Origin of the sequence: Rhodococcus sp. OK611 (assembly GCF_003050885.1) — a bacterium.
Lineage (GTDB): Bacteria > Actinomycetota > Actinomycetes > Mycobacteriales > Mycobacteriaceae > Rhodococcus_G > Rhodococcus_G oryzae.
Map to the genome: position 1 here is coordinate 71416 of NZ_QAOZ01000006.1, position 26957 is coordinate 98372.

Annotated in this window: 30 protein-coding genes; 23 read left to right on the plus strand and 7 right to left on the minus strand. The window is 69.5% G+C overall.

Annotated features, from left to right (window positions below; genetic code table 11):
- Positions 1 to 65: 65 nt before the first annotated feature.
- The 7 genes from C8K38_RS08850 to truB all read left to right on the plus strand — a co-directional run bounded on the left by C8K38_RS08850 (position 66) and on the right by truB (position 5798).
- Complete coding sequence (locus C8K38_RS08850) at positions 66 to 356, plus strand: DUF503 domain-containing protein (RefSeq protein WP_097211154.1); 291 nt, start codon at positions 66 to 68, stop codon at positions 354 to 356.
- A gap of 76 nt (positions 357 to 432) precedes the next feature.
- The gene (gene rbfA / locus C8K38_RS08855; RefSeq protein WP_077041329.1) at positions 433 to 906 is read left to right on the plus strand and encodes a 30S ribosome-binding factor RbfA; all 474 of its coding nucleotides are present in this window, start codon (positions 433 to 435) and stop codon (positions 904 to 906) included.
- Positions 907 to 914: 8 nt separating this feature from the next.
- The gene (locus C8K38_RS08860; protein WP_097211155.1) at positions 915 to 1895 is read left to right on the plus strand and encodes a DHH family phosphoesterase; all 981 of its coding nucleotides are present in this window, start codon (positions 915 to 917) and stop codon (positions 1893 to 1895) included.
- 6 nt (positions 1896 to 1901) lie between these two features.
- Positions 1902 to 3269, plus strand: a complete 1368-nt coding sequence (locus C8K38_RS08865) for an MATE family efflux transporter (protein WP_097211156.1) — start codon at positions 1902 to 1904, stop codon at positions 3267 to 3269.
- Between the two features lie 5 nt (positions 3270 to 3274).
- The gene (locus C8K38_RS08870; protein WP_097211324.1) at positions 3275 to 4201 is read left to right on the plus strand and encodes a metallophosphoesterase family protein; all 927 of its coding nucleotides are present in this window, start codon (positions 3275 to 3277) and stop codon (positions 4199 to 4201) included.
- The gene (gene npt, locus C8K38_RS08875; RefSeq protein ID WP_097211157.1) at positions 4198 to 4866 is read left to right on the plus strand and encodes a 4'-phosphopantetheinyl transferase Npt; all 669 of its coding nucleotides are present in this window, start codon (positions 4198 to 4200) and stop codon (positions 4864 to 4866) included. Before C8K38_RS08870 ends, npt begins: the two co-directional genes overlap by 4 nt.
- Positions 4867 to 4877: 11 nt before the next feature.
- Positions 4878 to 5798: a tRNA pseudouridine(55) synthase TruB gene (gene truB, locus C8K38_RS08880; RefSeq protein WP_097211158.1), complete on the plus strand. Its 921-nt coding sequence runs from the start codon at positions 4878 to 4880 to the stop codon at positions 5796 to 5798.
- A gap of 3 nt (positions 5799 to 5801) precedes the next feature.
- Here the strand turns inward: truB and C8K38_RS08885 are convergent, their stop codons facing one another.
- Positions 5802 to 6680: an alpha/beta fold hydrolase gene (locus C8K38_RS08885; RefSeq protein ID WP_097211325.1), complete on the minus strand. Its 879-nt coding sequence runs from the start codon at positions 6678 to 6680 to the stop codon at positions 5802 to 5804.
- 111 nt (positions 6681 to 6791) lie between these two features.
- On the opposite strand from C8K38_RS08885, the gene C8K38_RS08890 reads away from it, so the two are divergent.
- The gene (locus C8K38_RS08890; protein WP_257017331.1) at positions 6792 to 8741 is read left to right on the plus strand and encodes a BTAD domain-containing putative transcriptional regulator; all 1950 of its coding nucleotides are present in this window, start codon (positions 6792 to 6794) and stop codon (positions 8739 to 8741) included.
- 16 nt (positions 8742 to 8757) lie between these two features.
- Here C8K38_RS08890 and C8K38_RS08895 read toward each other — a convergent pair whose 3' ends face one another.
- From C8K38_RS08895 to C8K38_RS08910, 4 genes are all read right to left on the minus strand, one after another.
- Entirely contained in the window at positions 8758 to 9609 is an 852-nt protein-coding gene (locus tag C8K38_RS08895; RefSeq protein ID WP_097211160.1) for a cytochrome c biogenesis CcdA family protein, read from the minus strand.
- On the minus strand, positions 9609 to 10373 hold the full coding sequence (locus C8K38_RS08900) for a DsbA family protein (RefSeq protein ID WP_097211161.1): 765 nt from the start codon (positions 10371 to 10373) through the stop codon (positions 9609 to 9611). Before C8K38_RS08900 ends, C8K38_RS08895 begins: the two co-directional genes overlap by 1 nt.
- A gap of 123 nt (positions 10374 to 10496) precedes the next feature.
- Positions 10497 to 10868, minus strand: coding sequence for a hypothetical protein (locus tag C8K38_RS08905; RefSeq protein ID WP_143548427.1), 372 nt, complete (start codon positions 10866 to 10868; stop codon positions 10497 to 10499).
- 13 nt (positions 10869 to 10881) lie between these two features.
- Positions 10882 to 11607: a metal-dependent transcriptional regulator gene (locus tag C8K38_RS08910; RefSeq protein ID WP_097211163.1), complete on the minus strand. Its 726-nt coding sequence runs from the start codon at positions 11605 to 11607 to the stop codon at positions 10882 to 10884.
- Between the two features lie 177 nt (positions 11608 to 11784).
- Between C8K38_RS08910 and C8K38_RS08915 the strand changes: the two genes are divergently transcribed.
- From C8K38_RS08915 to C8K38_RS08950, 8 genes are all read left to right on the plus strand, one after another.
- Complete coding sequence (locus C8K38_RS08915) at positions 11785 to 12519, plus strand: TetR/AcrR family transcriptional regulator (protein ID WP_245220901.1); 735 nt, start codon at positions 11785 to 11787, stop codon at positions 12517 to 12519.
- Between the two features lie 43 nt (positions 12520 to 12562).
- Positions 12563 to 13543, plus strand: coding sequence for a bifunctional riboflavin kinase/FAD synthetase (locus tag C8K38_RS08920; protein ID WP_179800502.1), 981 nt, complete (start codon positions 12563 to 12565; stop codon positions 13541 to 13543).
- A 135-nt stretch (positions 13544 to 13678) separates the two neighbouring features.
- Entirely contained in the window at positions 13679 to 13948 is a 270-nt protein-coding gene (rpsO, locus tag C8K38_RS08925) for a 30S ribosomal protein S15 (protein ID WP_097211165.1), read from the plus strand.
- A 374-nt stretch (positions 13949 to 14322) separates the two neighbouring features.
- A complete protein-coding gene (locus C8K38_RS08930) occupies positions 14323 to 16605 on the plus strand; it encodes a polyribonucleotide nucleotidyltransferase (protein WP_097211166.1) in 2283 nt (760 codons plus the stop codon).
- A gap of 136 nt (positions 16606 to 16741) precedes the next feature.
- Complete coding sequence (locus C8K38_RS08935; RefSeq protein ID WP_097211167.1) at positions 16742 to 18073, plus strand: M16 family metallopeptidase; 1332 nt, start codon at positions 16742 to 16744, stop codon at positions 18071 to 18073.
- A gap of 3 nt (positions 18074 to 18076) precedes the next feature.
- A complete protein-coding gene (locus tag C8K38_RS08940; RefSeq protein ID WP_257017334.1) occupies positions 18077 to 18454 on the plus strand; it encodes a VanZ family protein in 378 nt (125 codons plus the stop codon).
- 4 nt (positions 18455 to 18458) lie between these two features.
- On the plus strand, positions 18459 to 19565 hold the full coding sequence (locus C8K38_RS08945) for an alcohol dehydrogenase catalytic domain-containing protein (protein WP_097211168.1): 1107 nt from the start codon (positions 18459 to 18461) through the stop codon (positions 19563 to 19565).
- A 58-nt stretch (positions 19566 to 19623) separates the two neighbouring features.
- The gene (locus C8K38_RS08950) at positions 19624 to 20547 is read left to right on the plus strand and encodes an esterase/lipase family protein (protein WP_257017335.1); all 924 of its coding nucleotides are present in this window, start codon (positions 19624 to 19626) and stop codon (positions 20545 to 20547) included.
- On the opposite strand, the gene C8K38_RS08955 is transcribed toward C8K38_RS08950, so the two are convergent.
- On the minus strand, positions 20495 to 20998 hold the full coding sequence (locus C8K38_RS08955; protein WP_097211170.1) for a MarR family winged helix-turn-helix transcriptional regulator: 504 nt from the start codon (positions 20996 to 20998) through the stop codon (positions 20495 to 20497). The two genes, C8K38_RS08950 and C8K38_RS08955, sit on opposite strands and share 53 nt — an antisense overlap.
- A gap of 91 nt (positions 20999 to 21089) precedes the next feature.
- On the opposite strand from C8K38_RS08955, the gene C8K38_RS08960 reads away from it, so the two are divergent.
- The 7 genes from C8K38_RS08960 to C8K38_RS08990 all read left to right on the plus strand — a co-directional run bounded on the left by C8K38_RS08960 (position 21090) and on the right by C8K38_RS08990 (position 25763).
- Positions 21090 to 21539 carry an SgcJ/EcaC family oxidoreductase gene (locus C8K38_RS08960; protein ID WP_097211171.1) on the plus strand — a complete coding sequence of 150 codons (450 nt, stop codon included), beginning with the start codon at positions 21090 to 21092 and terminating at the stop codon, positions 21537 to 21539.
- A 79-nt stretch (positions 21540 to 21618) separates the two neighbouring features.
- A complete protein-coding gene (gene dapB / locus C8K38_RS08965) occupies positions 21619 to 22362 on the plus strand; it encodes a 4-hydroxy-tetrahydrodipicolinate reductase (RefSeq protein ID WP_097211328.1) in 744 nt (247 codons plus the stop codon).
- A complete protein-coding gene (locus C8K38_RS08970) occupies positions 22359 to 22829 on the plus strand; it encodes a hypothetical protein (RefSeq protein WP_097211172.1) in 471 nt (156 codons plus the stop codon). Before dapB ends, C8K38_RS08970 begins: the two co-directional genes overlap by 4 nt.
- A gap of 40 nt (positions 22830 to 22869) precedes the next feature.
- Positions 22870 to 23379 (plus strand): flavodoxin family protein, encoded by a 510-nt coding sequence (locus C8K38_RS08975; protein WP_097211173.1) that lies wholly within the window; start codon positions 22870 to 22872, stop codon positions 23377 to 23379.
- Positions 23369 to 23851: a CinA family protein gene (locus tag C8K38_RS08980; protein ID WP_097211174.1), complete on the plus strand. Its 483-nt coding sequence runs from the start codon at positions 23369 to 23371 to the stop codon at positions 23849 to 23851. The genes C8K38_RS08975 and C8K38_RS08980 overlap by 11 nt, the downstream gene beginning before the upstream one ends.
- An 81-nt stretch (positions 23852 to 23932) precedes the next feature.
- Complete coding sequence (locus C8K38_RS08985) at positions 23933 to 25081, plus strand: carboxylate-amine ligase (protein WP_097211175.1); 1149 nt, start codon at positions 23933 to 23935, stop codon at positions 25079 to 25081.
- A gap of 46 nt (positions 25082 to 25127) precedes the next feature.
- Positions 25128 to 25763: a superoxide dismutase family protein gene (locus C8K38_RS08990; RefSeq protein ID WP_097211176.1), complete on the plus strand. Its 636-nt coding sequence runs from the start codon at positions 25128 to 25130 to the stop codon at positions 25761 to 25763.
- Positions 25764 to 26285: 522 nt separating this feature from the next.
- Here C8K38_RS08990 and C8K38_RS08995 read toward each other — a convergent pair.
- Positions 26286 to 26708: an Hsp20/alpha crystallin family protein gene (locus C8K38_RS08995; RefSeq protein WP_097211329.1), complete on the minus strand. Its 423-nt coding sequence runs from the start codon at positions 26706 to 26708 to the stop codon at positions 26286 to 26288.
- Between the last annotated feature and the right edge of the window lie 249 nt (positions 26709 to 26957).

Genomic DNA, 26957 nt, shown 5'->3' on the forward strand with positions numbered 1-26957 from the left:
CTTGTGCGCGCCCCGTCGACCGCTGGTCGACGGGGCGCGCACTGGGCAGACCGGCGGGAGGCTCGTTGTATCTCGGTGCTCTTGAGCTGGACATCCTGCTGGGCGACGTGCGTTCGCTCAAGGAGAAGCGGTCTGTGGTCAAGCCCGTGATCGCTGCCCTTGCCCGATACGGGGTGTCCGTCGCCGAGACCGGCGAGCACGACCGTTACCGGCGTTCACTGCTCGGTGTCGCGGTCGCGAGTGCCGACGTCGGCCATCTCACCGAGGTGCTCGACACCTGCGAGCGTCATGTGGCGGGCCGACCCGAGTTGCAGTTGCTCGCGGTACGGCGAAGGATCTTCGGACCCGAGGATTGACTCGGTGTCCGCATGGAATTGAATGGCTTCAACGACGGCACTGCCGTCGGATGATTTCGAGAAGGGACATCCCGTCATGGCAGATCCGGCGAGAGCGCGCAAGCTGGCGAAGCGCATCGCGACGATCGTCGCGTCGGCGATCGGGGGCGAGATCAAGGATCCGCGCCTCGACTTCGTCACCATCACCGACGCCAAGGTCACCGCGGACCTGCACGACGCGACCGTCTACTACACGGTTCGTGGTGTCGACCTCGAGACCGAACCCGACTACGAGGGTGCCGCGGCCGGCCTCGCGAAGGCCACCGGATCGCTGCGCTCCAAGGTGGGCGCGGGTACCGGCGTCCGGTTCACCCCGACGCTGACCTTCGTCGCCGACACCGTGCCCGACACGGCCCGGCACATGGAGGAGCTCCTCGCCAAGGCCCGCGCGGCCGACGACGAGGTGGCGCGCGCCAGGGCGAACGCAACGCATGCTGGCGAGGCCGATCCGTACAAGGAGCCGCGTTCGGTGGACGACGAGGACGACGACCGGGCCGGCGAGGACGACTAGGGCCCGGGATGACCGTGACCGAGCAGAACTCTGACGTCGACCTGGCAGGCGCGGTCGGGTTGCTGTCCGCCGCCGCATCGGTGACGGTGCTGTGCCACATCCAGCCGGATGCGGACACCATCGGCAGCGGACTCGCGCTGGCGATCGTCCTCGAGCGCAAGGGCATCCCCGTTCAGGTGGCGTTCGCCCGCCCGGACGACCTGCCCGAGTCGATGAGCGGCCTGCCGGGAACACACCTGCTGGCGGCGGCCTCGGAGGTCAACCCCGAGGTGGACCTGTTGGTGACGGTCGACTGCGGTAGCCGCGGTCGGCTCGGTCACCTGGCCGATCGCTTCGACGGCGCGCGCACCAGTCTGGTGATCGATCACCACCGCTCCAACACCCGGTACGCCCAGCACAACCTGGTCGACGAATCGGCCGAGTCGACGACCGCGATCCTCGCGCGCCTCCTCGACGAGTGGGGCGTGGAGATCGATCGGGACATCGCGCACTGCCTGTACGCAGGCCTGGTCACCGACACCGGTTCGTTCCGCTGGGTCCAGCCCGGTACCCACCTGCTGGCCGAGCGGCTCATCGACACCGGCATCGATTCGGCGGAGATCGCCCGCGTGCTGCTCGACACCCATCCATTCGGCTGGCTGCCGATGCTCGCCGCGGTGCTCGGGTCGGCGCAGTTGGTCCCCGACTCCGCCGAGGGGCTGGGGCTCGTGTACGCGCTGCTCCGCCACGAGGACACCATCGGGATGCGCTCCGAGGAGATCGAGAGCGTGATCGACATCGTGCGGACCACGTCGGAGGCGGAGGTCGCCGCGGTGCTCAAGGAGACCGCACCCGGTCACTGGTCGGTGTCGCTGCGGTCGAAGGCCGCCGTCGACGTGTCCGTCGTCGCCGCTCGGCTCGGCGGGGGCGGTCACCGGTTCGCGTCCGGGTACACCGCCGAGGGCGACAGCGAGTACGTCGTCGCCGCGCTGCTCGGCGCCCTCTCCTGAGAGACATTGGCTGAGCAGACCGCCCGGCGGCGCCGGGCCGAACCGTCCGCCTCGCGGATTCTGGGGCTCGCGCTGCCCGCTCTCGGCGTGCTGGCCGCCGAACCGCTGTACCTGCTCTTCGACATCGCGGTGGTCGGCAGGCTCGGCGCGCTCGCGCTCGCCGGGCTGGCCGTCGGTGGGCTGATCCTGGCGCAGGTCAGTACCCAGCTCACCTTCCTGTCCTACGGCACCACCGCCCGCGCCGCCCGGATGCACGGCTCGGGCGACGAGGCGGGCGCGGTCCGCGAGGGCGTGCAGGCCACCTACCTGGCCGTTGGCATCGGGCTGGCGATCATCGCCGTGGTCCAGGTCCTGGCCGAGCCGGTCACCTCGCTGATCGCAGGCGGCAGCGACATCGCCGCCGAGGCGCTGTCGTGGCTGCGCATCGCGGTGTTCGGCGCGCCCCTGATCCTGGTGGCGATGGCGGGCAACGGCTGGATGCGCGGGGTCCAGAACACGGTGCGCCCGCTGCGCTTCGTGCTGGTGGGACTCGGGCTGTCCGCCGTGCTGTGCCCGGTTCTGGTGCACGGACTCCTCGGCGCGCCGCGCTGGGAGTTGATCGGCTCCGCGGTCGCCAATGTCGTCGGCCAGGCCGTCACCGCGGTGTTCTTCGTCGTGGCGCTGCTGCGGCAGGCCCGATCCTCGGGATCGGTGGTTTCCCTGCGGCCCGACTCCGCGGTGATGCGGGCCCAGATCGTGCTGGGCCGAGACCTGATCCTGCGGAGCCTCGCCTTCCAGGCCTGCTTCCTGTCGGCGGCCGCCGTCGCGGCCCGGTTCGGGGCTGCCGCGGTCGCCGCCCATCAGGTGGTGCTGCAGCTCTGGAACCTGGTGGCGCTGACCCTGGACTCGCTCGCGATCGCGGCGCAGACGCTGGTCGGTGCGGCGCTCGGTGCGGGCAGGGCGGCCCAGGCGAAGGGGCTCGCGCGCCGGCTCACCGAGTGGTCGACGGTGTTCGCGGTGGCGCTCGCCGCGGCATTCGCGCTCGGGCACACGGTGATTCCGGAGCTGTTCACCGACGACACCGCCGTCCTCGGCCAGATCGACGTCATCTGGTGGTTCTTCGTCGCGATCATGCCGGTCGCCGGGGTGGTCTTCGCGCTGGACGGGGTGTTGCTCGGCGCGGGCGACGCGCCGTTCCTGCGCAACGCGACGCTCGGTTGTGCGATCGTCGGGTTCCTGCCGCTGATCTGGCTCTCGCTCGTGCGGGACTGGGGTCTGGCGGGAATCTGGTCGGGGCTTACGGTGTTCATGGTGCTGCGGATGCTGGCCGTCGTGTGGCGGGTGGGTTCCGGGCGATGGGCAGTGACCGGTGCCGATATTCAGGCGGGAAGGTAGTGCACGTGACACGCAAGCTGTGGGCGGTGAGCGACACCCATGTCGGGCATCGGGGGAATCGTCCGATCACCGAGGAGCTGTACCCGGATTCGCCGGAGGACTGGCTGATCCTGGCGGGCGACGTCTCGGAGAAGACGGACGACATCGCGTGGGCGCTGAAACTGCTCCGCAGCCGGTTCGAGAAGGTGATCTGGGTGCCCGGCAACCACGAACTGTGGACCACGGCGAAGGATCCCGTCCAGATCCACGGCGCGGCCCGGTACGACTACCTCGTCGCGATGTGCCGCGAGCTCGACGTGATCACGCCCGAGGATCCCTATCCGGTGTGGGAGGGCGAGGGTGGTCCGGCCACCCTGGTTCCGATGTTCCTGCTCTACGACTACACGTTCCGGCCGCCGGGATCGATCTCCAAGGCGCACGCGCTGCAGATCGCGCGGGACAAGAACGTGGTCGCCACCGACGAGTTCCTGCTCTCCTGCGAGCCGTACAGCACCAGGGAGGCGTGGTGTCACGCCCGGGTGGAGTCGACCCGGGCCAGGCTGGACGCGCTGGACCCCACCATCCCGACGGTGTTGATCAATCACTTCCCGCTGGTCCGCGAGCCCACCTCGGTGCTGTTCTACCCGGAGTTCTCGCTGTGGTGCGGCACCGAGCTGACGGCCGACTGGCACACCCGGTACAACGCCATCTGCAGCGTGTACGGCCACCTGCACATCCCGCGCACCACCTACTACGACGGCGTCCGCTTCGAGGAGGTCTCGCTCGGCTATCCGCGTGAGTGGCAGCGCCGCGGGATGCCCGAGCGGCTGCTGCGCCAGATCCTGCCGGTGCCGGAGTACCCGCCGGGCACGCTGAACAAGTGGGGCGGCCACTTCAAGGTCACCCCGGAGCAGGAAGCCGAGTTCGATGCGATGAGGGCGGGGCGCGCGTGATCGAGAAGATTCTGCCTACAGGCGTCGTATCCGCCGAGCTTTTCGAGGATCCGCCGGGTCTCGTGCCGCACCCGCAGGAGGAGTCGCTGATCGCCAGGGCGGTCGAGAAGCGCCGCCGCGAGTTCACCAGCGCGCGGCATTGCGCGCGGGTCGCGCTCGACAAGCTCGGCATGGACCCGGCACCGATCCTGAGAGGCGAACGGGGCGTTCCGCTGTTTCCGCGCGGGGTCGTCGGCAGCCTGACGCATTGCGACGGATACCGCGCTGCGGTGCTCGGCTACGCGATGCAGGTGCGATCGGTGGGCATCGACGCGGAGCCGCACGGCCCGCTGCCGGACGGTGTCCTCGACGCCGTCAGCCTGCCGGAGGAGCGCACCGCGATCGCGGCCGCCGAACCCGGCATCGTGCACTGGGACCGGATCCTCTTCTGCGCCAAGGAGACCACCTACAAGGCATGGTTCCCGGTGACCGGTCGCTGGCTGGGGTTCGAGGACGCGCACATCACCTTCACCCTGTCCGAGGCCGGGGAGGGCGCGGCGGCGGGCACCTTCCACTCGAAGCTGCTGGTGCCGGGGGAGGCGACGTCGGGCCCGCCGCTGTCCTCCTTCGACGGCCGCTGGATGGTCGCCGACGGCCTGGTGATCACCGCGATCACCGTCCAGTAGTCTCGAAACCCGTGTCTTCTCACCGCAAACCGTCCTCCGGCCTCGTTGGCGCCGGGCTGCTGATCGTCGACAAGGACGCGGGGATGACCAGCCACGACGTCGTGGCGCGGTGTCGCAAGATCCTGAACACGCGCAAGGTCGGGCATGCGGGCACCCTCGATCCGATGGCCACAGGCGTGTTGGTGCTCGGCGTCGAGCGGGCCACCAAGCTGCTCGGGCTGCTGGCCCTGACCACCAAGGCGTACACGGCGACGATCCGGCTGGGCCAGGCGATGACCACCGATGACGCCGAGGGCGAACTGATCTCGGAGGCCGACGCCTCCGCCGTCACCGACGCCGAGATCGCGGCCGTGATGGCCACGCTGACCGGCGACATCTCCCAGGTCCCGGCCAGCGTCAGCGCGATCAAGGTGGACGGGCAGCGGGCCCACAAGCTGATCCGCGCCGGCGAGGAGTTCGAACTCAAGGCCCGGCCCGTCACGGTGGACCGGTTCGCGCTGACCGAGACCAGGCGCGAGGGGCCGTTCGTCGATCTCGACGTGGAAGTCGAGTGCTCCTCCGGAACCTACGTCCGGGCGCTGGCCCGCGACCTGGGTGCCGCGGTCGGCGTCGGCGGACACCTGACGGTGCTGCGGCGCACCCGGGTCGGCCCGTTCACCCTGGAGCACGCGCGCACCCTCGAGGCGCTCGCCGAGGACCCGGCGGTCAGCCTCGACATCGATCAGGCCGCCCAGACCGCGTTCGCGCACCGGCAGGTCACCGCGGACGAGGCCGAGTCGATCAGCCAGGGTCGGTGGCTCGAGCCGATCGGGATCCCGGGCACCTACGCGGCCATCGACCCGGGCGGCCACACGATCGCACTGCTGCAGGAGCGCGGAAGACGCGCCAGCTCGGTGATGGTGGTCCGCCCCGCGACTCTGCGGGAGCACTGACGCTCAGCGGGTGAGGAGTCCCCGCAGCTCGGCCGAGATCGTCTCGGGCGACTCCTCCGCCATGAAGTGGCCGACGGCGAGCGTGCGGTGCACGAGGTCGGTGGCCCAGGCGCCCCAGAGGGCGGCCGCGTCGTACCCGAGCCGGGCGCCCCAGTCCTGCTGGACCACCAGCGTCGGCATCGCGAGGGTCCGGCCCTGCGCACGGTCCGAGCGGTCGTGCTCGAGGTCGACGCCCGCCGAGGCGCGGTAGTCCGCCACGATCGACGGCACTGCGTCGCGCGACGCGCGCAGGTACTCGGCGCGGACCTCCGCCGGGATGGCGTCGGGACGGCCGGTCCAGCCGTCGAGGAACGACCCGAAGAACGCGTCGGCCGTGCTCTCGATCATCGCCTCGGGCAGACCCGCCGGCTGGGCCATGAGATACAGGTGCCACGCGACCCGCGCGTCGGCACCGCGCAGGATCTCCCACATGTCCAGCGTCGGCAGCACGTCGAGGGTCGCCAGGTGCGTGACCGCGCCGGGGTGGTCGAGCGCCGTCCGGAACGCGACGAGGGCGCCGCGGTCGTGCCCGGCGAGGGCGAACCGCTCGAACCCGAGCTCGCGGGCGAGCGCCACGACGTCGGAACCCATCGTGCGCTTGGCGTAGGTGCTCTCGTCCGTAGCGATCGGCTTGTCGCTCGCGCCGTAGCCGCGCAGGTCGGGGCAGATGACCGTGTGGTCGCGCGCCAGGTCGGCGGCGACGTGCCGCCACATGAGGTGCGTCTGTGGGAAGCCGTGCAGCAGGACGATCGGGTCGCCCTGTCCTCCGACCGCGGTGTGGAGCGCGACGCCGTCGGCCGTGGGCACGCGTCGAGTCTCGAAGCCGGGGATGGTGGTGGTCATGGAGTTCCTTCCGTCGAGGGGGGTGGCACGAGCCTCCGGCGCGCCGATCAGCACCGGATCAGTGCCGGTCCGGCGGGCATGTCCGCCGGGTCCCGCGTTTACGCTGGCGAGGTGCGGGACGACGGGCGGGCGAGCGGCGTGGCCCGGGTCCGTGTCCTCGGGCCGACCGCCGCCTGGGACGACGACGGGGCCCGAATCGACCTGCGCGGTCCGCGGCACCGGGAGCTCCTGGCCCGGCTGGTTGCCGCGCACGGACGCGTCGTGCCGGTGGCGAGCCTGGTCGACGACCTGTGGGGCGACTCGCCTCCGGTCCGCGCCGTGGGGACCGTGCGCACGTTCGTCGCGGACCTGAGGGCGGCTCTCGAGCCCGCGCGGCCGGCCCGCTCTCCCGCGCGCGTCCTGGTGACCGAGGGCAGCGGGTACGCCCTGCGGCTGCCCGACTCGGCCGTGGACGCCTGGCGTGCCGACGCCGCGGTGGCCGGTTCCGTGGACGCCCCCGCCGAGCGCGTGGTGCGTGCGCTCGGGCCGGTCGTCGCAGACTGGCCCGTCGACGCCTACCCCGACGTGGCGGACCGTGCATGGGCGGGGCCCGAGCAGGTGCGCCTCGCAGCGCTGCGCGCGACCGCGGTCGAGCGGCTGGTCGGCGCGCTCACGGAGACCGGGCGCGCCGACGAGGCCGTGACGCTGGCGACCCCGTACGTCGGCGCGTCCCCGTGGCGCGAGGAGGGCTGGCGGTTGCTGGCCCTGGCCCTCTACCGCGCGGGACGGCAGGCCGACGCCCTCGACGTCCTGCGCCGCGCGCGGGCGGTCCTGCGCGACGAGCTCGGCCTCGACCCGTCCGCGGCGCTCACCGGCCTGGAGGCGGACATCCTGCGGCACGACCCGCGGGTGCGGGGGCCGGAGGACGTGTTCCGGCGCGTCGCGGACGACTCGTTGCGCGTGCTCGGCCCTGGATCGCGTGCCCGGCTCGAGACCACCGTGAGCATGCTCCGCCGGATGGCCGTGTCCGCCCCCGCTCCCGCCGAGCCGCACGAGGATCTGCTCGCCGCCGGGACGGCCGCGGAGGAGCTCGGGGACCCGGCCCTCACCGCGCGGGTCCTCGGGGGCTTCGACGTGCCGAGCGTCTGGCCGCGCAGCGACGACCCGGAACGCTCCGGGCAGCTCGCCGCGCTCGCCGGGCGCACCCTGGCGGCCCTGCCCGACGACGCCGCGCCGACCGCGCGGGCGCGGCTGCACGTGCTGGCCGCCGTCGAGACGCGCGGACTGCCAGGGACATCGGGCCGCGCCCACGCCGAGGAAGCGGTCCGCCTCGCCCGTGAGCTGCACAACCCGGCGCTGCTGTGCTCCGCCCTCGGCGCCCTCGCCGTGCACACCTGCAGCCGCGCCGGTCTCGCCGCCGAGCGCGACCGGATCGGCGCGGAGATCATTCCGCTCGCACGCACGCACGACCTCCCGACCCCGGAGGTGCAGGGGCTGCTGCTGCGCCTACAGGCGGCGGGGGCCCTTGGCAGGCCAGACGACGGCGACGCCCTCGCCCGTGAGATCGAGGCCGTCTCGGCCCGCCACGAGCGCCCGCGCGCACCCGTCCTCGTCGCCTGGTACCGCGCGATGCGCGCGGCACAGGACGGGGCGCCGGATGCCGCGGACCGCTTTGCCCTGGCCGACCGGACGCTCCGGGGAGCGGGGATGCCCGGCGTCGCGGACGGCCTGCTCCCGCTCGCGTTGCTGGGGCTCGACATGATCCGCGGGCGCACAACCGAAGTCGCGACCGACGGCTGGGGACCGTACGCCCCGTGGGTGCGACCGCTCGCAGTGGCGCGCGGCGGCGACCCGGATTCGGCGTGGACGCTGCTCGACGGCCTCGCCGACCCGCCGCCCGGTCTGCTGCTCGAGGCGCTGTGGTGCGTCGTCGCGCAGGCGGCGCTGGAGACGGGTCACGACGGCGCGGCGGACCGCGCACGCGCGGCCCTCGCCCCCGCGCGGGACGAGGTCGCGGGCGCGGGCAGCGGGATGCTGACGTTCGGACCGGTCGCGGACTGGCTCGCGCGGCTGGGGTGCTGACGGCGCCGCGCGACCGCTAGCCCGAATCGGGCGAATCCTCGACCCGCACCCCCGGCCGCAGCAGTCGCCAGGCCAGCACCAGCAGCGCCGCGACGCCGAGCAGGAGCAGGAGGGCCGTCGTCGGGACGGCATCACCGAGCCGCATGACCTGGGTCTCCAGCGTGAAACCGGTATCGGCTCCGACGGTTCCGGCCAGGGCGGAGGTGCCGTCGGACACGAGGAACAGGACGCCGACGGCAATGAAGAAGACGCCGGAGATCAGCGATGTGGTGTGCAGGTGGAAGCGGCCGACCGTGATGGCGCGACCTCGCAGCCAGCGGCGATGACCCAGATCGAAGCGGTCCCAGAGGATCGCCATCAGGAACAGCGGCATGGCCATCCCGAGGGCGTAGACGGCCAGCAGCGAACCACCGTGGAGGGGAGAGGAACTCAGCGCAGCAACGGTGAGGATCGAGCCGAGAATGGGCCCGACACAGAACCCGGACAGGCCGTAGACCATGCCGAGCAGATAGACGGCGCCACCCCTGTCGGAGCGGCCGTGCTCGGCCATCGTGCGCTGCGCGAACTCGAATGAGAAACCGCGGCCGAGGATCTGGAGGATGCCCAGCACGATGATGGTCACCCCGCCGATGGTGATCACCGTGTCGCGGTGCCGGGTGAGCACCCCTCCCAGGAGGGAACCGGCCGCGCCCAGCGGTACGAGCGTTGTGCACAGGCCCAGGTAGAACGTGCCGGTGCGGGTGAGCAGCTTGCCGGTGGAGTTGAAGGAGTAGGCAAAGAAGCTGGGCAGCAGCAGCGCGCTGCACGGGCTCAGCAGGGCGAGCAGCCCGCCGAGGAAGGCCGCGCCGTATCCGATTCCGAAGCCCACTACCGGCCCGCCTCGGTGTCGTCCTTGAGTCCGGCTTCGATGACCGCGATCATCTGCTCGATCGGACGCGCGCCGAGGACCGGCCTGCCGTTGATCAGGAAAGCGGGGGTGGAATTGATGCCGATGCCGACCGCCTCGTCGACATCGGTGTTCACGGAGGCGCGTGCGGCGTCGGAATCCATGTCGGCGCGGAACCTGGTCAGGTCCGCGACTCCGGCCTGCCCGGCCCATTCGGTCAGCTGATCGGCGGTGTAGACGCCGGTGTTCTTCTTGGCGGGCGAGTGCTCGAACATGATCGCGTGCATTTCCGGGAACTTGCCCTGCTGCCCGGCCGCCCAGGCGGCGCGCGCCGCGAGTTCGGATTCCTCGCCGAAGATGGCGAGGTTGCGCCATTCGATCCGCAACTGGCCGCTGTCGACGTACTTCTCGATCAGCTCGGGCTCGGTGTTCTGTGCGAACTGGCGGCAGAACGGGCACTGGAAATCGGAGTACTCGATCATGACCACGGGTGCGGTCACCGAGCCCCGTGCCATCGGATCGGCCGCATCGCGGCGCGCGAATGCGGCCAGCTGTCGGTACATCTCGCTGTCGCCGGACTGCGTCGCCGCGGCCTTGTCCGGCTGTTCGGACTCGGTGCGATCACCGATCTGTGAGATCGCGAGGAAGAGCAATCCGACTGCCGCGAGGAGGGCGAGCGCCGCGCCGATCTTGCGAACTGGTGCGGGAGTGGACTTTCTGGCACGACTCTGGGAACGGTTGGACATGGGGCTGGCTCCTGACTGGGCGCGCGCCGACTCGGTTGGCACGCGAAACCGCGAATTGAGGACATGACGAAGCCCGGCCCGAGCACCGCCCATCGGGGCGACGTCGAGGCCGGGAACGGTCGTCTAAATTCGCAGAATTGTGGTCAGGTCCAGGGCAGGCGACGGCGGACCGTTGGTGTCGACCGGTCCGGAGCCGGTGCGGATCGAGCGCCCGAGCATCACCGGCGCGGGTGCGTGGTGGGCGGCGAGCGGAATCCGAAGGTCCTCGCGATGGGGAACCCCCGCCTGGATCGGCGCGACCGGTGCGGCCGGGTCCTTGCGGCAGCCGGGCGACTTGCCGATGGCATCGCGTTGGTCGGCGGTGGCCGGCGCGGTATGAGCGAGCGGAGAACCCTCGGCGAGCACGGTCCGCTCGGCGAGCGGGCAGGCCGCGATGATCCCGATGAACAGTCCGATGATCGCGGTCAGCACGCCGCCGAGCCGCATGGTCCTCACTCGCCGCACCCGGTCAGCCCTCGACGAGCCAGATCGCCTCGGCGGCCGGATTGCCCAGGTCCACGGTGTCGTCGACGCCGTCCCCGAGACGGACCGAGACGGTGCCTGCGAAATCGCGCCGCTCGACCACCGTGATCGTCAGGTCGAGGGCGATCCCCACCGTGTCGAAGTACCGGAGCATCGCCGGGTCGGAGTCGGAGATCCGTGCAACCCGGCCGCTCTCGCCGTCCGCGAAATCGCTGAGCTGCCGGGCGGGCGGGGTCGGGATGGCGCCGTCGGCGGTCGGGATCGGGTCGCCGTGCGGGTCCCGCTCCGGATGGCCCAGCTTGGCGTCGATCCGGGCGATCATCAGCTCCGAGACCGCGTGCTCGAGGACCTCGGCCTCGTCGTGGACCTCGTCCCAGCCGTAGCCGAGCTCGTTGACCAGGAAGGTCTCGATCAGCCGATGCCTGCGGACCATGCCGATCGCGGCGGTCCTGCCCCGGTCGGTCAGCGCGATCGATCCGTAACGGGCGTGGTCGACCAGACCCTGGCCGGCGAGCTTGCGGATCGCCTCGGACACGGTGGAGGCAGACACCCCGATCTTCTCGGAGAGCATCTTCGTCGAGACGTGCTCGCCGGACCATTCGCCGGCCGTCCAGATCACCTTGAGGTAGTCCTGCGCGACGGTGGTCAGGGATTCCGGCGCCGCCGCGCTCCCGGTCTCGCTTGGTCCACTCTTGCTCTCGGCCACGATCATGAGCTTAGGCAATGCACGCCTGCGGGTGTGAGCCGACACTCTCGGGACCCGGGGTCGGGGGACCGGACAGGGGGATTCGCGGGGGATAGGGGCTGGGGACACGGGCCTGCCCCTATTCGACCCCTAACGCGTGTCCGGCATCCCACCAGAGCCCCTTAGCGCTGGTATCAATATGCGATGACCTCCACGATGATGACCGACACGATGGCGACCGGCGCGGTGACGCTTCAGTCGGCGCCCTCGGGTGGCCCCGCGGCTTCCGCCCCGGTCTCGACAGCCCGGCTCTCCGCTGACGAGCGCCGCCGCCAACTGATCGAGTGCGCGCTGGACGTCGCCGAGCGCGGCGGCATCGGCGCGGTCACGGTGCGGGCGATCGCACGGGAGGCGGGCATATCCCTGGGGATGGTGCACTACTGCTTCGCGAGCAAGGAAGCGCTCCTCACGGAGATGGCGGAGCGGTTGGTGTACGAGCTGAGCACTGCTTCGCAGATGGTGCTGGCCGCGGTGGGCGATGCAACGCAGGCGGACGGCCGGGCGGGCCTGCGTGAGCTGGTCCGGATCGGGCTGAAGGCCATGTGGTCGATCGTCGAGGCCAATCCGAACCGCAGGTTGCTGACCTATGAGATCGCCACGCATGCCATGCGCCTGCGCGAGGCGGGATCGCCGGATGCGGGCGATGTCGTCGGCGAGCAGTACCGGATGATGGACCGCGAGGTCACGGCGTTTCTCGTCGAGTGTGCGGACCGCACCGGGATGGTCTGGACGGAGCCGGTCGCGTCGATCGCGCACCGCAGCCTGTCCATCGTCGACGGTCTGGTGCTGCGCTGGTTGGTCGATCGGGATACTGATGCGATCGCCCTCGGGCTCGCCGAGGTCGCGAATGCGATCGCCGCGAAGGCCGTCGAGTCCTGAGCCGAAGGTGACGCACTCGGACCGGGGCCGTAGGCTGCCACTCGTGCAGAGATGGCGTGGTCTCGACGAAGTGCCTGCCGACTGGGGTCGTTGCGTTCTCACGATCGGCGTTTTCGATGGCGTGCACCGTGGGCACGCGCAACTGATCAGCAGGGCGGTCAAGGCTGCCAGCGAGCGTGGAATCGCAAGTGTGCTCATGACTTTCGATCCGCATCCGGCCGAGGTGGTGCGCGCGGGCAGTCACCCCGCGCAGTTGACGACGCTCGCGCGCAGGGCGGAACTGGCCGAGGAACTCGGTATCGACGTCTTCTGCGTGATGCCGTTCACCCCGGAGTTCATGAAGCTGACCCCCGAGCGCTACGTGCACGAGATCCTCGTGGAGCGGCTGCACGTCGCGGAGGTGGTGGTCGGCGAGAACTTCACCTTCGGGCGCAAGGCGGCAGGCAACGTGGACCTGCTGCGCAAGACCGGCGAACGGTTCGGCTTCGCGGTCGACGGGGTCAGCCTGCTGGCCGAACACGCGGTGACCTTCTCGTCGACGTACATCCGCTCGTGCGTGGACGCGGGCGATGTCGCGGCCGCCTCCGAGGCACTGGGTCGACCACACCGGGTCGAGGGTGTGGTGGTCCACGGCGACGGGCGCGGCCGCCAGCTCGGCTTCCCCACGGCGAACATCGCGCCCCCGATGTACTCGGCGATCCCCGCGGACGGCGTGTACGCGGCCTGGTTCACCGTCCTGGGCGCCGGACCACTGACCGGAACCGTCGTTCCCGGCGAGCGGCACCAGGCGGCGGTGTCGGTGGGCACCAACCCGACCTTCTCCGGACGCACCCGCACGGTCGAGGCGTTCGTGCTCGACGGTGAGGCCGACCTGTACGGCCAGCACGTAGCGGTCGACTTCGTGGAGCGACTGCGCGGCATGGAGAAGTTCGACTCGGTCGACGAACTCGTCGCGGAGATGGGCCGGGACGCGGATCGCTCGCGCGAGATCCTGATCGAGGCCGACCTGCGTCACGGCGAGTAGTTCGCCTCGTATGCCCTGGTAGTATCTCCTGTCGGTGTGTGCTGCGGTCCGCGGTGGCCGCACCAACTGGGGCGAACATCTTCGGGTGTGAGCCCCGGTTCCAATCACGCGGACGTCAGTTACAGGAGATTCACAGTGGCATTGACCACCGAAGAGAAGAAGGCCGTACTCGGCGAGTACGGACTGCACGAGACCGACACCGGTTCGCCGGAGGCGCAGGTGGCGATGCTCACCAAGCGCATCGTCGACCTCACCGAGCACCTGAAGAAGCACAAGCACGACCACCACTCCCGCCGCGGCCTGCTGCTGCTGGTCGGACGCCGTCGTCGTCTGCTCAAGTACGTCCAGAAGGTCGACATCGCGCGTTACCGCTCGCTGATCGAGCGTCTGGGCCTGCGTCGATAATTCGGCGTACACGGTGACCCGCGACACGTTGCGGGTCATCTGGACGTGAACTTCCCGGTAGCCAGCGAGCCGAGTGCATAGACTTGGCCTCGCTGGCTACCGGCGTTTTTCACGCCGCAGCTTTAGCATCGGATCCACGGGATCCAGCCGTACGTACCTGAAGCCGTGGCGTCGGTCCTCGGTAGTGGTCACTCGGACGCGTCGATCTCACGACGGCGCCAATCCGGAGGGCTTCGATCGATGACCGCCTCCGCGCAGCGATGTTCCCGCCCGCCTCGGGCGCTGGACCGTCGTGATGGTGCGCGTCGCAGCCAGGAGGGCTGCGACGCCCACACACGGATACGGCAAAAGACGAGAGGACGAGAAGAGAAAAGATGACAGAGAATTCCGCAGTAGAGGTCGACGAGGGCGTGTTCGAATCCACCGCCGTGATCGACAACGGGAGCTACGGCACCCGCACCATCCGTTTCGAGACCGGTCGTCTCGCACAGCAGGCCGCAGGCGCGGTCGTCGCCTACCTGGACGACGAGACCATGCTGCTGTCGGCCACCACGGCCAGCAAGCACCCCAAGGAGCACTTCGACTTCTTCCCCCTCACGGTGGACGTCGAGGAGCGTATGTACGCCGCGGGCCGCATCCCCGGCTCCTTCTTCCGTCGTGAGGGCCGCCCCTCCACGGACGCGATCCTGACCTGCCGCCTGATCGACCGGCCGCTGCGCCCGTCCTTCGTCGACGGTCTGCGCAACGAGATCCAGGTCGTCGTGACGGTCCTGAGCCTGGACCCGAAGGACCTGTACGACGTGGTCGCGATCAACGCCGCCTCGGCGTCGACGCAGATCGCGGGCCTGCCGTTCTCCGGCCCGGTCGGTGGCGTTCGTGTCGCGCTGCTCACCTCGGAGGAGAACAAGAAGGGCCAGTGGGTCGCCTTCCCGACCGTCGAGCAGCTCGAGACCGCGGTCTTCGACATGGTCGTCGCCGGCCGTATCGTCTCCGGTTCCGGTGACGACGCCGACGTCGCGATCATGATGGTCGAGGCCGAGGCGCCCGCACACGTGATCGAGCTGATCGAGGGCGGCGCGCAGGCGCCGACCGAGGCGATCGTGGCCGAGGGCCTCGAGGCGGCCAAGCCGTTCATCGCGCGTCTGTGCACCGCTCAGCAGGCACTCGCCGTCAAGGCCGCCAAGCCGACCGGCGACTACCCGGTGTTCCCGGCCTACCAGGACGACGTCTTCGCCGCCGTGGAGAAGGCCGCAGCCGACAAGCTCAGCGCCGCACTGACCATCGCGGGCAAGCAGGAGCGCGACGACAAGACCGACGAGATCAAGGTCGAGGTCCTCGAGCTGGTCGCCCCGAACTTCGAGGGTCGCGAGAAGGAGATCGGCGCGGCGTTCCGCTCGCTGACCAAGAAGCTCGTGCGCCAGCGGATCCTCAAGGACCACTTCCGGATCGACGGCCGCGGCATCACGGACATCCGTTCGCTGTCGGCCGAGGTCGCGGTCATCCCGCGGGCCCACGGCTCCGCGCTGTTCGAGCGTGGCGAGACCCAGATCATGGGCGTCACCACCCTCGACATGGTCAAGATGGCGCAGCAGATCGACTCGCTGGGGCCCGAGACCAGCAAGCGCTACATGCACCACTACAACTTCCCGCCGTACTCCACCGGTGAGACCGGTCGCGTCGGCTCGCCGAAGCGTCGCGAGATCGGCCACGGCGCCCTCGCCGAGCGCGCCCTGATGCCGGTGCTGCCGAGCCAGGACGAGTTCCCGTACGCGATCCGTCAGGTCTCGGAAGCGTTGAGCTCCAACGGTTCCACCTCGATGGGTTCCGTCTGTGCCTCGACCCTGTCGCTGCTCAACGCCGGTGTGCCGCTGAAGGCTCCGGTCGCGGGCATCGCCATGGGCCTGGTCTCCGACCAGGTCGACGGTGAGACCCGGTACGTGGCGCTGACCGACATCCTCGGTGCCGAGGATGCGTTCGGCGACATGGACTTCAAGGTCGCGGGCACGAAGGACTTCGTCACGGCGCTGCAGCTGGACACGAAGCTCGACGGCATCCCGTCCAAGGTGCTGGCAGGCGCGCTCTCGCAGGCGCACGATGCCCGCACCACGATCCTCGAGGTCATGGCCGAGGCCATCGACACCCCGGACGAGATGAGCCCGTACGCCCCGCGCGTCACGGCCATCAAGGTGCCGGTGGACAAGATCGGCGAGGTCATCGGGCCCAAGGGCAAGATGATCAACTCGATCACCGAGCAGACCGGTGCGAACATCTCCATCGAGGACGACGGCACCGTGTTCGTCGGCGCCACCGATGGTCCGTCTGCGCAGGCCGCGATCGACATGATCAACGCCATCGCCAACCCGCAGCTGCCCAAGGTGGGCGAGCGTTTCCTCGGTACGGTCGTCAAGACCACCGCCTTCGGCGCGTTCGTCTCGCTGCTCCCGGGCCGCGACGGGCTGGTGCACATCTCGAAGCTGGGCAACGGCAAGCGGATCGCCAAGGTCGAGGACGTGGTCAACGTGGGCTCCAAGCTCCGCGTCGAGATCGCCGACATCGACAACCGTGGCAAGATCTCGCTGATCCCCGTCGAGGACGAGTCCTCGGCATCGGACGCGCCTGCTGACGCGGCCGCCGACGAGGCGACCGACTCGGAGTAGATCCGGCCCTATCGGCTGGTTGAACACCGGTGCTCCCGCGCGCTCGCGCGGGAGCACCGGTGTTTTCGTATCCCGCCCGGTGTGTACTGTTTGAGCCTCACACCCGCACAGCTGACGAGGACCGTAGACCCACTTCATGGCCGCACACAATCGCAGTCGAACCTCCGCATTGACGACCAGATCCGAGGACTTCGGAGTCCGACGCACCGTGCTCCCCGGCGGTCTCCGGGTGGTCACCGAGCACATGCCGGGCGTCCGCTCCGCATCGGTGGGCGTGTGGGTGGGCGTGGGGTCTCGCGACGAGCAACCGTCGGTGGCGGGGGCCGCGCACTTCCTCGAGCACCTGCTCTTCAAGTCGACGCCGACCCGAAGCGCGCTGGAGATCGCCCAGGTGGTCGACGGCATCGGCGGCGAGCTCAACGCCTTCACCTCCCGCGAGCACACCTGCTTCTACGCGCACGTGCTCGACGACGACCTGCCGCTGGCCATCGACCTGGTCAGCGATGTCGTGCTGCGGGGACGCTGCCGCTCCGACGACGTCGACGTCGAGCGCCAGGTGGTGCTCGAGGAGATCTCGATGCGCGACGACGACCCCGAGGACCTGCTCGGCGACGACTTCCTGACCGCGCTCTTCGGTGACCACCCGGTGGGCCGCCCGGTGATCGGCAGCGTCGAGTCGATCGAGTCGATGTCCCGGACCCAGCTGCACTCGTTCCACGTCCGCCGGTACACGCCGCCGCGGATGGTCGTCGCGGTGGCGGGCAACGTGGACCACGACGAGACCGTCGCACTGGTGAAGCGCAGTTTCAAGGGGCACCTGACGAGGGGGCCGAAACCGGCGGAGCGGCGCGAGGGCCGGCTGCGGCTGCGCACGGTCCCCGAGCTCACCCTGCGTGGGCGCGACAGCGAGCAGGCGCACCTGTGCATGGGTGTGCGCGCCTTCGGGCGGCACGAGGGTCACCGCTGGGCGCTGTCCGTGCTGAACACCGCCGTCGGTGGTGGGCTCAGTTCCCGTCTGTTCCAGGAGATCCGGGAGTCGCGGGGCCTCGCGTACTCGGTGTACTCGAGCATCGACACGTTCGCGGACAGTGGGGCGTTCTCGGTGTACGCCGGATGCCAGCCGGAGAACCTCGGCGAGGTCACGACGGTGATCCGCGAGGTGCTCGCGAACGTCGCGGCCAACGGCATCACCGACGACGAATGCGCGCGGGCCAAGGGTTCGATCCGCGGGGGACTGGTTCTCGGACTGGAGGATTCCGGCTCCCGGATGCACCGGATCGGCCGAAGCGAACTGAACTACGGCAACCATCGCAGCATCACGGAGACGCTGGCCCGGATCGACGAGGTCACCACCGAGGAGGTGCGTGAGGTCGCCGCGATGCTGCTGAGCCGCCCGTACGGCGCCTCGGTCGTCGGCCCATACAAGCGCAAGAGGGACCTGCCCGCCGCCGTCCGCGGAATCGTCTGACCGGTGGCGCTTTTCCGGTCGCGGCGTGCTGTGCCGCTGGCCGTCGTCACGCTCATCACCCTCGTGATGCTGTTCTCTCCCGGTTCCACGGTGCCGAGCGGGCCGCCGAACATCGACAAGGTGACCCACCTGCTGATGTTCGCGGCACTGGCCTACAGCGCGCGGTTCGCGGGCGTCGGGGTCACGGCGGTGATCGTCTGGGCCGGGCTCTACGCGGCGGCGTCGGAGGTTCTGCAGGGCCTGCTGCCGATCCACCGGAGCGCGTCGGTCTGGGACTGGGTCGCGGACATCGTGGGTGTGGCAGTCGGGCTGTTGATCTTCCGGGCGTGGCAGGCTGGACGGGGGCGACCGGCGACGGGCGGTCGCGACGAAGAGAGGTAGCGGCATGCGGATTCGTGGTGCGGTGCTGGAGGAGATCGGTCGGGAGCGTCCGTTCGCACAGTCGCGGCCCATCTCGATCTCGGAGCTCGAGCTGGACGGGCCCGGCCCCGGCGAGCTGCTGGTCCGCATCGAGGCGGCGGGCCTGTGCCACTCGGACCTGTCCGTGGTGGACGGGAACCGGGTGCGTCCGGTGCCGATGCTGCTCGGTCACGAGGCCGCGGGCCGCGTCGAGAGGGTCGGCGACGGCGTCACCGACGTCCGGGTCGGCGAGCGCGTGGTGATGACCTTCCTGCCGCGCTGCGGTGAGTGTGCGGGCTGCGCGACCGACGGCCGGATGCCCTGCAGCGCGGGCGGTGCCGCGAACAACGCGGGCACACTGCTCGGCGGGGGCGAGCGCCTGCACCGCGACGGCGAGCCGGTGCACCACCATCTCGGGGTGTCGGGGTTCGCGACGCATGCGGTGGTCGACCGCCGGTCGGTGGTCCCGGTGGGCGACGACGTGCCACCCGCGGTCGCGGCGGTGCTCGGGTGCGCCGTCTTGACCGGCGGCGGCGCGGTGCTGAACGCGGCACGGACAGCGCCGGGGGATTCGATCATGGTGGTCGGCCTCGGCGGGGTAGGGATGGCCGCGATATTGACCGCGGTGTCGCTCGGCCTCGGCGAGGTGATCGGCGTCGACGCGATGCCCGAGAAGCTCGCGGTGGCAACCGAACTCGGCGCCACGCAGGTGTACACCCCGGGCGAGCTGGCGGAGCGCGGCGTGCGGGCATCGCTGGTGGTGGAGGCGGCGGGCAACGCGCGCGCCTTCGAGTCCGCGGTGGCGGCGACGGCCCCCGGCGGCACCACCGTCACGGTCGGGCTGCCCAGTCCCGAGGCCAGGTCCTCGGTTTCGCCGCTGTTGCTGGTCGCCGAGGCCAGGACCATCGTCGGCAGCTACCTCGGATCGGCCGTGCCCTCGAGGGATATCCCGAGGTACGCGCAGATGTGGCGCGAGGGCCGACTGCCCGTCGAGCGGCTGATCTCCTCGCAGATCACGCTCGACGACATCAATCGCGGCATGGACGAGCTGGCCGAGGGCCGGGCGATCCGTCAGGTGATCGTCTTCGACTGAGCCGGCGAGCCGGCCGCTCCGGCGCGCGAGATGCTGTGATCTCCGTTACTGTCCAGCCGTGACAAGACCTACGAGCGCCTGGACCCTGATCCGTCGGGCCGGAACAGCGTTGATCACACTGGGCGCGTTGACGTTTGCCATCGCGGGACCGGCGGGCGCCGGGTCGGTCGGCGATTCCGAGCCCGCGGAGGCACCGCCCGGCGCAAACCTCTGGGAGTGCAGGCCCACCGCCGATCATCCGCGTCCCGTCGTCCTGTTGCACGGCACCATGAGCAACCAGAACAGCTGGGACGGTCTCTCGCCCGAACTCGCGGCGGACGGGTACTGCGTCTTCACGCTGAACTACGGCAAGGACCCGACGAGCATGATGGGCGCGATGGGCATGTACGCGACCGGCGACATCCCGACGTCGGCCAGGCAGGTCGGTGCGTTCGTCGGTCGGGTGTTGCAGAGCACCGGCGCCGATCAGGTGGACGTCGTCGCGCATTCGCAGGGCGGGGTGGTCGCCCGCCAGTTCCTCAAGTTCGAGGGCGGCGCGAACGCCGAGGATCCATCGCGCAACAAGGTGCGCAATCTGATCACGCTGGGCGCGACCAACCACGGCACCACGATGTCCGGGATGTCCGAGCTGGCGAAGCGGATCCCGCCGATGGTCGGTGTGGCCGAGGGCGTCGCGGGCAAGGCCTCGGTCCAGCAGCTCGTGGACAGCCCGGTGATCACCGCACTGAACTCCGGTGGTGACACCATGCCCGGGATCGACTACACGGTAGTCGCCAGCCGGAACGACTCGATCTCCACGCCGCCCGAGGCGACCTTCCTCGCCGCGGGCCCCGGTGCCACGGTCGAGAATCTGTGGATCCAGGACCTGTGCGCCGCGGACCACTCCGATCACATCGCGCTCGCCACCTCGCCGACGGCCGCCTATATCGTCAGGAAGGCGCTGGACCCGAGCTTCTCCGCGGACCGCTGTTCCGGGAAGTAGTCGCGGCGCGGATCTCCTCGGTGGCCGCGCGAAAGGCGGGCGCGGCGTGCGCGAAGTAATCGAACAGCAGGTCGAGCTGCTCGGGGGAGTATCGGGTGAGGACCTCGGCCAGGTGTCGGCGGGCCGGGCCCACCACCTCGTCGATCTCGGGTAGGGCCTCCGCGACCGGTTCGATGATCACCCGCCTGCGGTCGGCGGGATCGGCCGCGCGCCGCACGTACCCGGCGCGTTCGAGTCGGTCGATCAGGCGGGTGGTGGCGCCCGTGGTGAGGCCGGTTTCGGCCGCCAGTTGACCCGAGGTCAGGCTGCCGTGCAGGCCGATCCTGCTCATGGCGTGCCATTCGGAGGTGTGCAGCCCCGCCGCTTCCGCGCCGGCAAGGCCGTTGAGGCCGACGGCGTCGAGGTATTCGCGGAAGATCGCATGCCGGTTCGCCTCGGTGTCGCTTGCCATGACCGTGCATCCCTCCTAGTATTATATCTGCACGTATGCAGATAATGCTCATGTGCAGTATCTGCTCCAGTCTAACGAGGAGGAGGACGGTATGGGCACCACCGAGGATCGCGCCGCGATCGATCAGGTCATCGATGCGCTCGTCGACGCGTGGGGGCGCCACGACGCCGATGCCTACGGCGCGCAGTTCACCGACGACGCCACCTACGTCACCTATGTCGGCACCTACTACCGGGGCCGCGCCGACATCGTCGAGAGCCATCGGGTGCTGTTCGACAAGTTCGTCAAGGGGACCCGCCTGGCGGACCGGGTGCTCGACGTCAGGTTCCTCGGCGCGGACGCCGCCGTGGTCACCGGCCGCGGCGACACCTACAAGGGCGATCCGCCCGCGAAGCTCAGCAAGGTCCAGACGTACGCGATGGTCCGCGAGGCCGACGGGCGGTGGCGGATCGCGGCGTTTCACAACACCAAGCGCAGGCCGCTGATGGAGCGGATCTCGTTCCGGACCGCGCCCGGCCTGGTGCCCGCGGCGGATCGGTAGCGCCGTTCGCACCCCCGGTGCGATTGCGTAGGCTTCCTTCGAGAGTCAACGTGATAGACGGAGAGTGAATCGAGTGACGATGATCCGGGTCGGTGTTCTTGGTGCCAGCGGCAAGGTCGGCCGCGCCATCTGCGAGGCAGTGGAGGCCGCGCCCGATCTGGAACTCGTCGCGCAGGTCGACCAGGGCGACCGGATCGAGACGTTCGTCGACACCCGTACACAGGTCGTGGTCGACTTCACCCACCCCGACGTGGTGATGGGCAACCTGGAGTTCCTGGTGGCCAACCGCATCCACGCGGTCGTCGGGACCACCGGTTTCGATGACGCACGGCTGGCCACCGTGCAGTCCTGGCTGGTGGAGAACCCCGAGGTGGGCGTGCTGATCGCGCCGAACTTCGCCATCGGCGCCGTGCTGTCCATGCGGTTCGCCGAGCAGGCAGCGCGCTTCTTCGACTCGGTCGAGGTCATCGAGCTGCACCACCCGAACAAGGCGGATGCCCCGTCGGGCACCGCCTACCGCACCGCCGCGCTGATCGCGGCGGCACGCGAGAAGGCCGGCCGCGGGCCGAGCCCGGACGCGACCTCCACCGAGCTCGAGGGTGCGCGCGGCGCCGACGTGAACGGGGTCCGGGTTCACTCGGTCCGCCTCGCGGGACTCGTTGCGCACCAGGAGGTCCTGCTCGGAACCCAGGGCGAGACGCTGACCATCCGGCACGATTCGATCGACCGCAACTCCTTCGCGCCCGGCGTCCTGCTCGGTGTCCGGGAGATCGCGGGTCGTCCGGGGCTCACCGTCGGCATCGACCCCCTGCTCGACCTGTGAAGAACGGCACCACCAAGGTCGTCGTCACCATCGCGGCGATCGTCCTCGCGCTCGGCTTCTACTTCGTGCTGCTCGGCCAGCGCGGCCTCGACCTGATCCGGGAGGGGGGAGTGGCGCCGATCGGACTGGGCATCGGCGTGCTCCTGCTGCCGGTGCTGGGGGTCTGGATCGTGGTGGTGACGCTGCGTGCCGGATTCCAGCACCAGCACCTCGCGCAGCGCATCGCGGACGAGGGACTCGAGCTCGATGTGTCGGAGCTGCCGAGGCGGCCCTCGGGTCGGATCGACAGGGATGCCGCGGATGAGCTTTTCGCACAGGTGAAGTCGGAGTGGGAGGCCGATCCGGACAACTGGCGCAACTCCTACCGGCTCGCGCGGGCGTACGACTACGCGGGCGATCGCGGCCGGGCCCGCGACACCATGCGCCGGGCCGTCGCGCTGGAGCAGGCCGAGCGGGAGCAGGGCTGACCCGCACCGTCGGTCCCGCCTCGGCCGTACTCTGGACCGCGTGACGGACGAGCGCAGGCAGCCAACCCTTTTGGTCGTGCACCACACGCCCTCGCCCGCCACCCGCGAGTTGCTCGAATCGGTGCTGGGCGGTGCCAACGACCCGGAGATCGAGGGGGTCACCGTGCGCTCGCTGCCCGCGCTCGGGGCCACCATCCCGGATGTGCTGGCCGCGGACGGCTACGTCTTCGGCACCTCGGCGAACTTCGGCTACATGTCGGGGGCGCTCAAGCATTTCTTCGACACCGTCTACTACCCGTGCCTCGACGCCGTCGCGGGCCGCCCGTACGGGCTGTGGGTGCACGGCAACAACGACACCGCCGGGGCGGTGCGGTCGGTGGACAAGATCGTCGCCGGGCTCGCGCTGACGAAGGTGGCGCAGACGGTGGAGGTCACCGACGGGATCGATGCCCGCGCCCGCGAACTCTGTTACGAGCTGGGGGCGACCGTTGCGGTGACGCTGGCGGAAGCCCAGGCGGCACGCCGATCGGGAGGTCGCGATGGGAAATGAATCGAAATCGGTCTCGGTCAGTGATCTGGCGGAACGGGTCGCCGGCTCAGTCTCCGGACGGGGCTGGACCGTCGCTACCGCGGAATCCCTCACCTCGGGACAGGTGGCGGCCGCACTCGGCGCGGCGCCCGATGCCTCGTTGTGGTTCCGTGGTGGAGTCGTTGCCTACTCGAGCGACGTGAAGCGGTCGGTGCTCGGGGTGCCCGACGGGCCGGTGGTATCGGAGGCCGCGGCGCGCAGTATGGCCACGGGGGTCGCCCGATTGCTCGGCGCCGATCTTGCTGTGAGCGTGACGGGCGCGGGTGGGCCCGAGGGGCAAGACGGGCAGGAACCCGGCACCGTCTGGCTGGCGGTGACCTCGCCCGTCGCCGAGTTCTGCGAGATGAGCCGCTTCGATGGGACACCTGCGGAGGTGGTGCAGGCATCGCTGGAGCGGGCACTGGAATTGCTGGCGCAGTGTGCGATCGGATGATCAACCACAGCGCTTGAACAGGCGTCCCTTCAAACATCGCCGATCACGTTTCCGGGACCTTTCGGGCGGGTAGTCGCGGGGATGAGCAGAATTCTGGGCAGCGGTTCCCGGGCATCTCGGCAGGGTTCGAGTGGCCCGACGATCGGCGTCGAGGAGGAATTCCTGCTCGTCGACGCACACACGGCAATGCTGCGTATGGACAACGCTGCCGTCGCCCGTAGCGCTTCCGAACTCGGACTCGAGCTGCAACTCGAGCTCACCCAATGCCAGGTCGAGACGAACACCCCCATCTGCCACGATGCCCGCGAACTGCGCGCGCACCTACTTCGGATGCGCACAGTGGCCGCGGCCGCAGCTCTGCGCCACGACTGCCGGCTGGTGGCCACGGCGGCACCCCTGATCGGTCCGTGGCGGATCAGTGTCACCGACTCCGATCGTTATCGCGCCATGGCGGAGAGGTATGGCGCGCTTGCACTCGAGCAGGGCATCTGTGGTTGCCACGTCCATGTGGACGTCCCGGAGCGCGAGACGGCGATCGAGGTCTGCAACCATGTGCGGCCGTGGCTGCCGATTCTCCTCGCCCTCGGAGGAAACTCACGGATCCACCGGGACCTGGACACCGGTTTCGCCAGTTGGCGATGGATCCTGTGGTCTCGATGGCCGGTGTCGGGGCCGCCACCCTACTTCGACTCACGGCGACACTATGAGGCACTCGTCGACATGCTGGTCGACAGCGGGACGATCATGGATGAACGGATGGTGTATTGGGACGTTCGACCGTCCAGTCATCTTCCGACGGTCGAGGTCCGGGTCAGTGACGTGCAGCCGACGGTCGATGACGCCGTGCTTCTGGCCACCATCGTCCGGGCGCTCGTGATGACTGCGACTCGCGCGATCGAACGTGGCGCAGGTGCGCCGCCGGTTGCGCTCGAGACACTGCGCGCGGCAAGCTGGGCGGCCGCGCGGGTGGGAGTGTCCGGAACGGCCCTGGACCCGCACACCGGTAGACCGAAGACGCCGGCCGCCCTCGTAGGAGCCCTGCTCGATCACGTACACGATGCGCTCGACGAGCTCGGCGAATATCGACGGGTGAAGTCGGCCCTCGCGAACCGGCTCGAGGACGGCAACGGCGCCGACTGGCAGCATCGAACCCTGCTCCGATCCGGTGACCTCACGCAGGTCGTGAAACTCGCGGTCACCCGCACGGTTCAGGACATCGCACGCTGGTGAGCGCCGGTCGTGGTTCAGCACCCCGCATTGTGGGTAGTGCCTAGTCATGTACACACGATGCGCGACCTTGATTGCAGGGGCTTCCGTGACTGTCCTCGTCGTCGCGGGGTGCGGCAACGACGATGAATCGACTGACGACAGCGCGACAGTCGAGACGCCTCCGACGTCGCTCGAAACGGCGACCACCAGCCTGCTCACCCCCCGCGGCGGCTTCACTTTGCCGGTGGAAGGCGGCACCGACAATGCCTTCACCTACGACGAAGCCGCCGTCCCGGTGGGTTCGTCGGTGAACGTCGACTCCGAGGAGCAGGATGGCCGCACCACGGTCACATTCAGCGCGACCGGCCTCGCGCCCAACCGCGACTTCGGCGTGCACGTGCACACGCGGGCGTGTGGGCGGGAACCGTCGGATTCGGGTCCGCATTATCAGAACGATGTCGATCCGATGGCCACCCCGGAATCGCCGTCGTCGGATCCTGCCTACGCGAACCCACAGAACGAGATCTGGCTCGACGTCACCACCGATGGGAACGGCAACGCGCAGTCGTCGACGGCCGTCAACTGGGAGTTTCGCGACGACGAGGCCAATTCCGTCGTCCTCCACGCACAGCGCACCATGACCGGTCCCGGCGTGGCCGGCATGGCCGGTGACCGCCTGGCCTGTATCGACGAGGATCTGTGACGGTTCGCCAAAGCCGCTGTGCCGGTTCCGAACCGGCGAACGATGGTATTTCTGCGCGGGGTAGATGGGGAGGCGAGGTTGTGGACCGTACAACGCATCGGTCGTCCCGTACGGGTGAGCGACGCCAGCCAGAGACAGCCCAGGACTCAGTGATCTGGCCGGAATCGAGCCCCCTCGACCGGTGGTGGTCTCGGGTGGTTTTCGATCACGACGGCCCGTCCGACATTCCGGGAGAAGGTTCGCGTAAATCTGATAGCGGCGCGCAACAGCCACGTGGGTGGCACCGGCAATCGACGGCACCCAGAAGACCACGAGGAACGCGCACAATGCAAAGAACCAAGCGCGGGAAGTGAATTCCGCAGCATCCGTGGCGAATCGATCGAAGCTGGGAATGCCCTCGTATGGCACCGCTCAAACCGGCTCCAGCCGCCAGGGCAGTGCCAGGGGAGCCGCGGCGATGGTTTCGATTCCGCATTCGCCTGAACTTCAAGAGCACCTGGACTGTTGGGGACAACGCGCCTGTCAGGCGTCGATCACCTTCTGTTCATGTTTGCCTGCGATCTCGATCTTGCGGGGCTTCGCCTTCTCCGCCACCGGGATGGACAACCTCAGGACGCCATCCTCATAGCTCGCCTCGATGCCGTCGGTATCCAGGGTTTCGCGGAGGAACAGCTGTCGACTGAACACGCCACGGGGCCGCTCGGCGGAGACCAGTTCGCAATCCCCGCTCAACTCTGGGCGTTCCGCGTGAACGGTGAGTACGTTTCGCTCGACGTCGAGATCGATCGAGTCGGCCTCAATACCGGGAAGGTCGAATTCGGCGATGAACCTGTCGCCGTCGCGCCATGCATCCAGCGGCATCGCAGCCGGACGCGCCACTGTGCCGAAGACCTGCTGGGCGAGCCGGTCGAAGTCACGGAAGGGATCAGTACGCATCGACATCATCGTCACCTCCAGGCAACTTCCCAAATGAACAGTTGATACCAGTGTCAACGTACTTAGGTTATCTTCTATTCCCACCACAGATTATTTTGGCACTCCTCACCTTCCTGGTGCAAGAGATGCAGGAGCCTCCCGCGTACTCGCCCTCCCGATACCGCTGACGCGCCGCGGGACGCCCATGGAACCCTCGAGTGCGGGTGCACATCCAGAGGAGCCAGCATGCGATTTGACCAGCACTTCAGCATGGACCTG

What these genes read in the sequence shown, in the direction of transcription:
- rbfA (WP_077041329.1), top strand. Translation starts at nt 433, where the DNA reads ATGGCAGATCCGGCGAGAGCGCGCAAGCTGGCGAAGCGCATCGCGACG.
- C8K38_RS08860 (WP_097211155.1), top strand. Translation starts at nt 915, where the DNA reads ATGACCGTGACCGAGCAGAACTCTGACGTCGACCTGGCAGGCGCGGTC.
- C8K38_RS08885 (WP_097211325.1), bottom strand. Translation starts at nt 6,680, where the DNA reads ATGACCACCACCATCCCCGGCTTCGAGACTCGACGCGTGCCCACGGCC.
- C8K38_RS08900 (WP_097211161.1), bottom strand. Translation starts at nt 10,373, where the DNA reads ATGTCCAACCGTTCCCAGAGTCGTGCCAGAAAGTCCACTCCCGCACCA.
- C8K38_RS08910 (WP_097211163.1), bottom strand. Translation starts at nt 11,607, where the DNA reads ATGATCGTGGCCGAGAGCAAGAGTGGACCAAGCGAGACCGGGAGCGCG.
- C8K38_RS08915 (WP_245220901.1), top strand. Translation starts at nt 11,785, where the DNA reads ATGACCTCCACGATGATGACCGACACGATGGCGACCGGCGCGGTGACG.
- C8K38_RS08930 (WP_097211166.1), top strand. Translation starts at nt 14,323, where the DNA reads ATGACAGAGAATTCCGCAGTAGAGGTCGACGAGGGCGTGTTCGAATCC.
- C8K38_RS08935 (WP_097211167.1), top strand. Translation starts at nt 16,742, where the DNA reads ATGGCCGCACACAATCGCAGTCGAACCTCCGCATTGACGACCAGATCC.
- C8K38_RS08945 (WP_097211168.1), top strand. Translation starts at nt 18,459, where the DNA reads ATGCGGATTCGTGGTGCGGTGCTGGAGGAGATCGGTCGGGAGCGTCCG.
- C8K38_RS08955 (WP_097211170.1), bottom strand. Translation starts at nt 20,998, where the DNA reads ATGGCAAGCGACACCGAGGCGAACCGGCATGCGATCTTCCGCGAATAC.
- C8K38_RS08960 (WP_097211171.1), top strand. Translation starts at nt 21,090, where the DNA reads ATGGGCACCACCGAGGATCGCGCCGCGATCGATCAGGTCATCGATGCG.
- dapB (WP_097211328.1), top strand. Translation starts at nt 21,619, where the DNA reads ATGATCCGGGTCGGTGTTCTTGGTGCCAGCGGCAAGGTCGGCCGCGCC.
- C8K38_RS08980 (WP_097211174.1), top strand. Translation starts at nt 23,369, where the DNA reads ATGGGAAATGAATCGAAATCGGTCTCGGTCAGTGATCTGGCGGAACGG.
- C8K38_RS08985 (WP_097211175.1), top strand. Translation starts at nt 23,933, where the DNA reads ATGAGCAGAATTCTGGGCAGCGGTTCCCGGGCATCTCGGCAGGGTTCG.
- C8K38_RS08990 (WP_097211176.1), top strand. Translation starts at nt 25,128, where the DNA reads ATGTACACACGATGCGCGACCTTGATTGCAGGGGCTTCCGTGACTGTC.
- C8K38_RS08995 (WP_097211329.1), bottom strand. Translation starts at nt 26,708, where the DNA reads ATGATGTCGATGCGTACTGATCCCTTCCGTGACTTCGACCGGCTCGCC.